Below are 10,124 nucleotides of genomic sequence, written 5' to 3'. Positions count from 1 at the left end.
AAACTTTCAATATAATTACTATGCAGATTCTACGGTAGGAATTATAGAGGAGAGTTCGGACAGTCTGCTGAAACTGGTTTTAGTTGATATTCTGCCTGTGGGTCTTATCTATGTTCCTGTGGTTGACCGGATATATGTAGGGACACAACATTATTCAGGTGAATTTATTTATATCTCTGCAATTGATGGCGCAGGAGATTCGATCATCCATAGAATACAAGTTGTTCGTGAATTCACCTGTCCATCCGCATTTGTTTACAATCGGGAAAATGACAAGCTTTATGCCTCTCCTTATAGTCCCTATGTCAGTGAGCTACTTATCCTGAAGCCGGGTCCTGATACTATAATTACCACCATTGAGGTAAAAAGGTATTCCTTGGCATTGCTTTACAACCATCTGGTTAACAAGGTATATTGTGCGAGTCAGGGCAGTAATGAGGTAAGGGTGATTGATGGCAAGAATGATACGGTGATAGCGGTATTAGGGGTTGGCAGGTCGCCTTTTAGTCTGAGTTTTAACCAGAAGAGTAATGGGGTGTATTGTGCGAATGCGGATGATGGAACGATAAGCGTGATTGACGGGTTTAGGGATAGCGTCCGGTTGACAATCACAGTTGGTGTGGAGCCCTGGGCTCTGATTTATGACTCAGTTGATAACCGGACTTTCTGCGCCAATCGTGGGAGTCATAATGTTACGATAATAGATGGTGGTAATGATACGGTTATCGGTGAGGTTGTTTTAGGGAATAACCCGCGGGTCTTGTGTCTTGTCGGTGAGAGCAAGGTGTATTGCGGAAATCTTTTTGGCGGTCAGGTTACAGTTGTTGATGCCAGCACCAACCGGGTTATAGCCAATCTGAAGGCGGGCGAGCAGCCAGCAGCGCTTTGCTATAATCCGGTTTCACAAAGGGTGTTCTGCGCCAATGAGAAGGATGGGAATGTGAGTGTGTTTGATGCGGTTAGAGATTCATTGCTCTATCATATTCCAGTTGGCAGCGGACCCAGGTTTCTCTGTTACAATCCGGTTGGCAATAAGGTGTATTGTGCCAATTACGGACGCTGGCCTGAGCAGGACTCAACAGTAACGGTATTAAATGGGGGGACCGGTGAGGTAATTGGGAGGGTTGTTGTTGGCAACAGACCTGTTGCCCTGTGCCACAATTCCATAGGAAACAAGGTCTATGCCGCCTGTTATGGTGCGGAAAAGGTGGTGGTAATTGATGGTGGTGCAGATACGGTGATAAAGGGTGTTCAGGTGGGAAGGTATCCGCTGGCACTTTGTTATAATTACACAAGGAACAAGGTCTACTGCGCATCATCCTGGGCAGATGAGGTTGTAGTGATTGACGGTGTTCAGGACAGTGTGATAAAGAGGGTAAGGGTTGGTGGCTATCCATTGGCACTAATATATAATCCGGCAAATGACCAGGTTTATTGTGCTAACCGGCTTGATGGAACCGTGAGTGTGATTGACTGCGTGTCTGACTCGGTGATAGCCACAATCAATTTATATGGAAAGCCGACCTGCCTGAGCGTTGATACAATCAGAAACCGGGTTTATTGTGCGGATTCGGGTTTGGACCGGGTATGGGTAATTGATGGCAGTTTAAATCAGCGGATTCGGGAGATTCTGACCGGCACCGACCCGGTGGCGATGGTATTTGTTCCGGCTTACTCACGGACATATATTGCCAATTATAACGGGTCAAGCCTGTCGGTAATCAGGGATACAACGCTTGGGATTGCTGACGAGCCGATGACGCCTGTTGTTGGCGGCATAAACAAATTATATCCATCTTCTGGTAATGTTTTAATTCACTTTCAGATTCCTTATCCGGGCAGGGTGAGTTTAAATATTTATGACATTCAGGGCAGGCTGGTAAGAACACTAATCAGCGGCGAGCAGAAGCCAGGGAGTTACACAGTTGTCTGGGATGGTAGGGATGGGTATAATCGGCAGGTTCCCAATGGGGTCTATTTCTATCATCTTGATGCATTCGGAATCACCGCTACAGGGAAAGCTGTCTTGGCGCATTAAGATTAGCCCGGTTAACTTTTAAAGGCGAAGGTAAAACCATAAGGCTCTTTTTGTGCTGAACGGTAGAAAATAGTTTTCCTTGACCTTTAGGTTTGACCTGCTATAGTTATATTTCAATTCCATCAATGAAGTTATGGCGTAAACCTCTTGATTCTGATGAGAAGAAGCCGCCGCAAGGCAGGGTTCATATTCTGATTGAGCGGTGCAAGGGGTGCGGTTTCTGCATTACCTATTGCCCGAAAGATGTGCTTGAATCATCACCAGATTTTAACCGTCGGGGCTATCATCCGCCGGTTGTTGTTCATCCGGAAAGGTGCGTTAACTGCGGGCTTTGCACCATTATCTGCGCCGAGTTTGCCATCTGGACAACACCGGTTGAGGAGCCGCAACCTCAGCCTCAAACTTAGCCTGTTTTTATGGATAAATCGGTTTTGACCGGGGTTCATTTCTGGGATGGTGATTATGCCTGTGCTGAGGGTGCAATTGCTGCCGGTTGCCGGTTCTTTGCCGGTTACCCGATAACACCTTCAACTGAGATTGCCGAGCGGATTGCCCAGCGCTTTCCGTTTGTGGGCGGCACTTTTATTCAGATGGAGGATGAACTGGCATCAATGGCGGCAATCTTGGGTGCAGCCTGGGCAGGGACAAAGGCGATGACCGTGACATCGGGTCCGGGTTTTTCCCTGATGCAGGAGAATATCGGGCTGGGGGTGATGACCGAAACCCCTTGTGTGGTTGTTGATGTTCAGCGGGGCGGACCCTCAACCGGTCTGCCAACCCTTACCGGTCAGCAGGATATGATGCAGGCGCGCTGGGGCTCACACGGCGATTATGAAATCATTGCCCTTTCACCATCCTCGCCCCAGGAGTGCTTTGATTTGACCATCACCGCTTTTGACCTTTCAGAAAGATATCGGGTGCCGGTGCTTTTGATGATGGATGAGTGTGTCGGGCATATGACCGAAAAGGTTGTTGTGCCGGAAAAGGAGAAAATCAGACCCCTGCCGCGCAGGTGGTATCGGGGTCCAAAGGAGAAGTACCGGCCGTTTCAGCCAGATGCTGATGGTGTGCCACCGATGGTGCGGGCAGGCAAAGACTTTCGGATTCACATTACCGGGTTGACCCATGATGAGCGCGGTTATCCAGTTATCAATGCGGAATGTCAAAATCTGTGTGTAACAAGGCTGGTCAAAAAGATTCGGGACAATGCTGATAAGATTACCATCTGCGAGGAGCATTCCCTTGAGGATGCGGAGGTGGTTGTTGTTGCCTATGGGATAAGCGCAAGGGTTGCCTTCAAGGCGATTGCGGATGCCAGGGAGAAGGGGGTAAGGGTGGGGATGCTCAGGCTGATTACGGTCTGGCCATTTCCAGAAATGCGGGTTTCAGAACTGGCACAGCGGGTCAAGGCAATGGTGATGCCCGAAATAAATTTAGGTCAGGTCTATCTTGAACTCGAGCGGGTTGTTGCCGGTCGCTGCCGAACTTTTCTTGTGCCCCATTGCGGTGGCTGGGTCCATGACCCTAAGGATATATTTGAGGCGATAATGGCGAGCGTCAGATGATAACCGAACAGGAAACTCATCCGCTTGATGACCTTTTAAGGGTTGACCGTATTCCCCATATCTGGTGTCCCACCTGTGGCTTGGGGATTGTCTTAAACTCCTTTCTCACCGCGGTCAGAGAAAGCGGTATTCCCCGGGAGGATATTGTTGTGGTCTCAGGTATCGGTTGCACTGGCAGGGCAGCGGGTTATGTCAACCTTGACTCTTTCCATACCACCCATGGTCGGGCTTTGCCATTTGCCACCGGTCTGAAACTTGGCAATCCACGCCTGAAGGTCGTGGTTATTTCCGGTGATGGCGACCTGGTGGCGATTGGCGGCAATCACCTGATTCACACCGCTCGGCGCAATATGGATATGACGGTTGTCTGTGTGAACAACTTTAACTATGCGATGACCGGTGGTCAGTTCGGACCGACAACACCCAAAGGTGCCCGTCTCACAACCGCGCCCTATGGCTCATACGAGCACCCGTTCAACATCCCATTTTTAGTTGACTCCTGTGGTGCCACTTATGTGGCACGCTGGACCGTGCTGCATATTAGGCAATTGACAGAGTCAATCAAGGAGGCGCTAGTTCACCCTGGGTTCAGTTTTATTGAGGTGATTTCACCCTGTCCGACCGTTTACGGCAGAAGGAATCAGTTGGGCTCAGGTCTGGATATTGTCAAGTATTACCGGGATAACTCAATTGTCAGAAACGATATTGATACCCGGGAATGCGAGATTGAGTATCAGGGGAAGATTATTGTCGGCAGGTTTGTTCAGAAACGGAAGCCCACCTATCTGGAGACGATGAATGAATATCTGCGGCAGAGTGTGGGCGAGGGCTTTGTGCCTTATCAGGGACCGATGGATGACGGAGATTAAACTTTCCGGTTTTGGCGGTCAGGGAATCATCATGATGGGGATGATTCTTGGTAAGGCGGCAACCCTTTATGATAACAAGTTTGCCACCTTGACTCAGAGTTTTGGACCTGAGGCAAGGGGTGGTGCCTGTTCAGCCCAGTTAATCATCTCGGAAACAAAGGTGCTCTATCCCTATCTCACCGCACCAGACATCCTGGTGGCGATGTCTCAGGAGGCTTATGAGAAGTTTGAGCCCACGCTCAAGGATGGGGGTATTCTGATAATTGAGGAAAACCTTGTTCGCCCTCATCCTGACGAAGGCAGGGTCAGGCAGTTTTCCATCCCAGCGACCAGAATTGCTGAAGGGTTGGGCAACCGGATGTTTGCCAATATGGTGATGTTGGGGTTTGTCTGCGCGGTAACAAAGATAATTCCCAAACAGGCGTTGATTAATGCTATCAGGGATACCTTGCCGGCGCGTCTGCTGGAGAAGAACCTGATTGCACTGGAGAAGGGATACGAAAAGGGCATGGAGAAATGACCGCTTCCCGACTGCCAATACCAGACAAAGGTCAAATTGGTCTGGACATTGAAGGGGTATCAGCATCCTATAAATTATCCTGGATTGCCGATTCACCCTGCCGGGTTGCCTGTCCTGCAGGGGTTAATGTCAAGGCTTATGTTGGTCTGATTGGCAGAGGCGATTTTCTCCGTGCCTTAGAGGTGGTGCGGGAGAAAAACCCTTTGCCCGGAATCTGCGGCAGGGTCTGCACCCATCCCTGTGAAGCTGAATGCCGGCGCAGCGAGATTGATGAGCCGGTGGCGATAAGGCAATTGAAGCGGTTTATTGCCGATTATGCACTGATTTCAAAACCGGCGGTTTTACCCGTAACTACCCAGAAAAGGAAGGAAAAGGTAGCGATTGTCGGCTCTGGTCCAGCAGGTCTGACAGCGGCCAATGACTTAAGGAGGCTGGGTTATGATGTTACAATCTTTGAGGCACAGGATAAACCAGGAGGTATGCTTGTCTGGGGAATTCCGCCATTTCGTCTACCGAGAAACATTATTGAAGATGAGATAAACTCAATCCTTAACCTTGGCATCAAGCTTGTCCTCAACACCAGAATAGACAACCCTGCGCAACTTTTAAAAGATGGGTATGCGGCAGTATTCCTTGCCCCTGGGTGTCAGAAGAGTATTAAATTGGGTTTGCCTCTTGAAGATGAGATTGAGGGTGTGATTGACAGCCTCTCTTTCTTAAAGAAGGTCTATAATGGCGGATTGAATGAACTAAAAGGCAGGGTGCTGGTAATTGGTGGTGGTGATTCAGCAATTGACTCTGCCCGTGTTGCCCGGCGGCTTGGTGCTGAGGATGTGTGTATTGTCTACCGTCGGACAAAAAGGGAGATGCCGGCAGCAGATGAGGAGGTGAGGGAGGCGGAGATTGAGGGTATAAGGTTTGAATTTCTGACCCAGCCGATTGGTTTTGTGCAACAGGAGAAAAGGGTTTCGGGTTTGCGCTGTGTCCGCTGCCGGTTGGGTGAGCCTGACTCTTCAGGCAGAAGAAAACCTATGCCAATTACAGGCTCAGATTTTAACATTCAGGCTAACTGGGTTATTACTGCACTGGGACAGAGGACCGAGATGGAAATCAACAACTTGCCTGAGGGTGTTTTTATCGGCGGTGATGCGGCAGGTGGCGAGGCAACCGTGATTAATGCCATTGCGAGCGGGCACGAGGGAGCAAAGGCAATTCATCAATTTATTACCGGGCAATCTTCGCTCCAGTCTTCGGTCTTCGGTCCTCGGTCGGAGATGGAGATAGCCCCAAAAGTACTGACCGCGGTGCGAGTAGAAAGGGCGAGACCGAAATATTTGCCAGTTAACTCCCGCAGGGGTTTTCAGGAGGTGGAGGCGCCATTTTCACCAGAACAGGCGATAGAGGAGGCAAGAAGGTGCCTGCGCTGCGGTCCCTGTGATGAGTGCGTCCGCTGCAACAACACCTGTCCCAAACACCAGGCGGTTTTACGGATGATGAATGAAAAAGGAGAGGTGAGCGAGCAGGTGTTTATTAGGATTCACGGTCTGGAAAACATTTTCCTTGAGGGTGAGTTCAGAAGAGAGGTCAGGATAAGAGCCGAAGGTGAGGGTCAACAAATTAGGGGTGAGATTGAGCTCTTGATTGTTCAGGTTGACGAGGAGCTTTGCCGGGCTTGCGAGCGTTGCATTGAGGTCTGCCCGCACGAAGCAATCAACCTGAAGGAATGGAAACGAGGGGTTTTGGTTGCAAGTGTTGACTACAAAAGGTGTCGTGGTTGCGGAGTCTGTGTTACTGTCTGTCCGAGCGGGGCGCTGAAAGGTTTTGCCCCGGTTGAGGCTGGAAGTAATGTCAGATAAAAAATCCCAGCAAATAAACGCAATTGCATATGTCTGTATCAGGACGGTTCCCCAAATCAGTCAGGATTTCCTCTTAAAGCAAGGTTTGGAGTTAAGGCAGGTTAGTTGCATCGGTCAGGTAGGGGCGGGCGATGTGCTGAATGCACTCAGTTCAGATGCCGAAAGGGTTGTGCTTATTGGTTGTCCCGATGACAAATGCCGGCACGAAGTCGGTCCGAAAAATGCGCGCTCTCAGGTTCAGATGGTTCAGGAGATAATCAATCTATTAGGTTTTGATAAGGAACAGGTGGTTTTTCTTTCAGCAGATGAGGCGATTGAGCGGTTGAAATGTAATAGGCAGCCACCACTCAGCCTTAAGTGGAAAAAAGCAGAATCCGCCTTCCGTGTTCCGTTTTCCCTTTCAGAGGTAGGCTTCAGTCCATCAAATTTTGTCTGTATTGACTGTGGCAGGTGCTCGGGCATCTGTCCTGTTGCCCGAACCGAACTGGGCTTTTCACCAAGACGGTTGATAAAACAGGCGCTTGATAACAGTCAGAATGTGCCGGTAAGGGCGCTTTATGCCTGTCTTGGTTGCGACCTCTGTGTCACTGTCTGTCCTGCTAACAAAGGGTTTGCCCAGACGGTTTTGAAACTGCGCGGGATTGCCTTTAATAACGGGGCGAGTCCGGTTAAAGCCCATTCCGGGATTGTGCAGACGATTATTCGGATGATGTCAGAAAACAGAAGAAAGCAGAAAAGACTGGACTGGCTCAAGCCGGAACTTAGGGTGAGAGATAATGGTGAAACTGCTCTCTTTATCGGCTGCCTGCCATATTTTGATGTTCTGTTTCGGGAGTTAGGGGTGCAGCCGCTCAAGACCGCTGAGAATGCGATTCGCATTATAAATAGTCTTGGAGTTGAACCGGTTGTGCTTCTTGATGAGGGCTGTTGCGGTCATGATTTGCTCTGGCTGGGTGATATAGAACCGGTGCGTTCTCTTGCTGAACATAACCTAAAGGTTTTTCAGGAGGCGGGTGTTAAAGAGGTGGTTTTTCTGTGTCCGGAATGTTTGCGCACATTTAAGCTTGATTATCCAGCGATTGTTGGTGAGACCGGATTAAAACTTGTTCATATCACCGAATTTCTTGTCCGGAATGGTTTCAAACCCGGTGGCTCCGAGAGAAGAGCGATCGTAACATTTCAGGACCCTTGCCGTCTGGGCAGGCATCTTGGTATTTATGATGAGCCAAGGCGGTTAATAAAAGGCTTAAATGGGATTGAGTTAAGGGAGATGGCTCACAATCAAAATCAGGCGCTCTGCTGCGGCGGGGCATCCTGGCTTGAGTGCGGTGTGGCGGTCAAACTTTTGCAGGAGCGGAGATTGAACGAGGCAAAAGAGACCGGTGCGGATACGCTTGTTACCGCCTGTTCAAAGTGTGAGATTCATCTTTCTTGTGCCCTGAGCAGAGGCGAAAAAAGGGGTTTAAAGATAGCCAATATTATTGACCTTTTATATGAGGAAAAGTAAAATGGAGCAAAATGAGCGCAGATAAAGAGGCACGTATCGGTGTGTTTGTCTGCCGTTGCGGCACCAACATCGCTGCGGTTGTTGATGTGGAAAAGGTGGCAGAGTTTGCCCGGACCCTGCCCGGGGTTGTTTTCAGTTCTACCGGTCTTTATGTCTGCTCTGAACCCGGGCAGAAGGAGATTCAGAAGGCGGTTGCCGAGCAGAATCTCAACCGGGTGGTTGTTGCCGCCTGTTCACCAAGGATGCATGAGCCGACATTCCGCGCCTGTCTGGTTCAGACGGGTTTGAACCCGTTTCTCTTAGAGATTGCCAATATCCGTGAGGGCTGCTCCTGGGTTCATTCCCTTGAACCGGAAAGGACAACAAAAAAGGCGTGCGACCTGGTCGCTATTGCGGTGGCAAAAGCCCGGCATCTGAAACCATTAACCGAGCGCCGCTTTCCCATCAAGGATGCGGTCCTGGTTGTTGGTGGTGGGGTTGCCGGGATACAGGCAAGCCTTGACCTTGCCGATGCTGGACACCCTGTCTATCTTGTGGAAAAGGGGCCGTCTCTGGGCGGGTTGATGGCGCAGCTGCACAAGACCTACCCAACAATGGACTGTGCGATATGAATACTTGCGCCCAAGATGGCGGATGTCGGTCGGCATCCGAAAATTAAACTCCTGACCCTCTCCGAGGTCAAGGAGATTAGTGGTCATGTTGGTGAGTTCAAGGTAACGGTCAGGCAAAGGGCACGATTCGTCAACGAAAAGGAGTGCACCGCCTGCGGTGAGTGCGCCAAGGTCTGTCCGCAGTTAGTTCCGGACGAGTTCAACCTTGGTCTCTCGCTAAGGCATGCCATCTATCAGCCCTTTCCGCAGGCGATTCCTGCCGCCTATGTGTTAAATCCGTCAGACTGCCTTGGTCTGAACCCGATTGCCTGCGGCAAATGTGCGCAGGCGTGCGATAAGAAGTGCATTGACTTAAACGACCAGGACAGGGAGTTTACCTTTGAGGTGGGGGCAATCATTGTGGCCACCGGTATGGAGCCCTTTGACCCGTTTGACAAGGGCGATTTCGGTTATGGTAGGGCGGCAAATGTCATTACCGCAATGGAGTTTGAGCGGCTGGCATCATCTGGTGGACCAACCGGTGGTGAGCTCATCAGGTTAAGCGACCGCAAGAAGCCCAAAAGCGTTGCCTTTATCCAGTGTGTTGGCTCGCGGTGCCTTGACCAGGGAAGCCCTTACTGCAGTAATATCTGCTGTATGAACACCATCAAGGACAGCCTGGTTTTGAAGGAGCACCATCCAGAAATGGATGTCAAGGTGTTTTACATTGATATGCGGGCATTCAGTAAGGGTTTTGAGGAGATGCTCTGGCGCTCAAAAAGGCTCGGTGTGAAATACATCAAGGGGATTCCAGGTGAGGTTGAGGAGAACCCGGAGAATAATAATCTCACCCTTTATGTTGAGAATACCGAGACCGGCAAGATTGAAAGGCACGAGGCGGAACTGGTTGTCCTTGCCACCGGTGTCAAGCCAAGAAAGGATACCGCCGAGTTGCAGCACCTCCTTTCGCTCCAGTTGCACACCGAGGGGTTTCTCCTTGAGGCTCATCCCAAACTCCTGCCGGTTGACTCGCCGATTCGGGGTGTGTTTTATGCTGGTGGGGCTGAGGGACCAAAGGACATCAAGGATTCGGTAACCCAGGCGAGTGCCGCTGCGGGCAGGGCGGCAAGGCTCTTGGCACAGAAAACGCTTGCTGCTGAGCCCTATACGGTTGAGGTA

General features: G+C 50.3%; 9 protein-coding genes. All 9 read left to right on the top strand.

What is annotated here, in order from left to right:
• Positions 1-2,038 (top strand): FlgD immunoglobulin-like domain containing protein (locus ABIK47_07715; protein ID MEO0020499.1); only part of this gene is annotated, 2,038 nt, incomplete at its 5' end.
• A 125-nt stretch (positions 2,039-2,163) separates the two neighbouring features.
• Positions 2,164-2,445, top strand: a complete 282-nt coding sequence (locus ABIK47_07710) for a 4Fe-4S dicluster domain-containing protein (protein MEO0020498.1) — start codon at positions 2,164-2,166, stop codon at positions 2,443-2,445.
• A gap of 9 nt (positions 2,446-2,454) precedes the next feature.
• Complete coding sequence (locus ABIK47_07705; protein MEO0020497.1) at positions 2,455-3,603, top strand: 2-oxoacid:acceptor oxidoreductase subunit alpha; 1,149 nt, start codon at positions 2,455-2,457, stop codon at positions 3,601-3,603.
• A complete protein-coding gene (locus ABIK47_07700; GenBank protein MEO0020496.1) occupies positions 3,600-4,472 on the top strand; it encodes a 2-oxoacid:ferredoxin oxidoreductase subunit beta in 873 nt (290 codons plus the stop codon). Before ABIK47_07705 ends, ABIK47_07700 begins: the two co-directional genes overlap by 4 nt.
• Complete coding sequence (locus ABIK47_07695; protein MEO0020495.1) at positions 4,459-4,992, top strand: 2-oxoacid:acceptor oxidoreductase family protein; 534 nt, start codon at positions 4,459-4,461, stop codon at positions 4,990-4,992. The genes ABIK47_07700 and ABIK47_07695 overlap by 14 nt, the downstream gene beginning before the upstream one ends.
• A complete protein-coding gene (locus tag ABIK47_07690; protein MEO0020494.1) occupies positions 4,989-6,848 on the top strand; it encodes an FAD-dependent oxidoreductase in 1,860 nt (619 codons plus the stop codon). Before ABIK47_07695 ends, ABIK47_07690 begins: the two co-directional genes overlap by 4 nt.
• Entirely contained in the window at positions 6,838-8,355 is a 1,518-nt protein-coding gene (locus ABIK47_07685) for a heterodisulfide reductase-related iron-sulfur binding cluster (protein ID MEO0020493.1), read from the top strand. The genes ABIK47_07690 and ABIK47_07685 overlap by 11 nt, the downstream gene beginning before the upstream one ends.
• An 11-nt stretch (positions 8,356-8,366) precedes the next feature.
• Positions 8,367-8,966 carry an FAD-dependent oxidoreductase gene (locus ABIK47_07680; protein MEO0020492.1) on the top strand — a complete coding sequence of 200 codons (600 nt, stop codon included), beginning with the start codon at positions 8,367-8,369 and terminating at the stop codon, positions 8,964-8,966.
• A 15-nt stretch (positions 8,967-8,981) separates the two neighbouring features.
• Positions 8,982-10,124, top strand: a 1,143-nt coding sequence (locus ABIK47_07675) for a 4Fe-4S binding protein (protein ID MEO0020491.1), incomplete at its 3' end; no start/stop codon positions are given.

This window comes from candidate division WOR-3 bacterium, from assembly GCA_039801245.1.
In the GTDB taxonomy this organism is placed as follows: Bacteria; Hydrothermota; Tepidihabitantia; order Tepidihabitantales; family Tepidihabitantaceae; genus JAOABP01.
The sequence above is the reverse complement of the archived record's forward strand: the minus strand, read 5'-3'. Positions and strand labels throughout refer to the sequence as shown.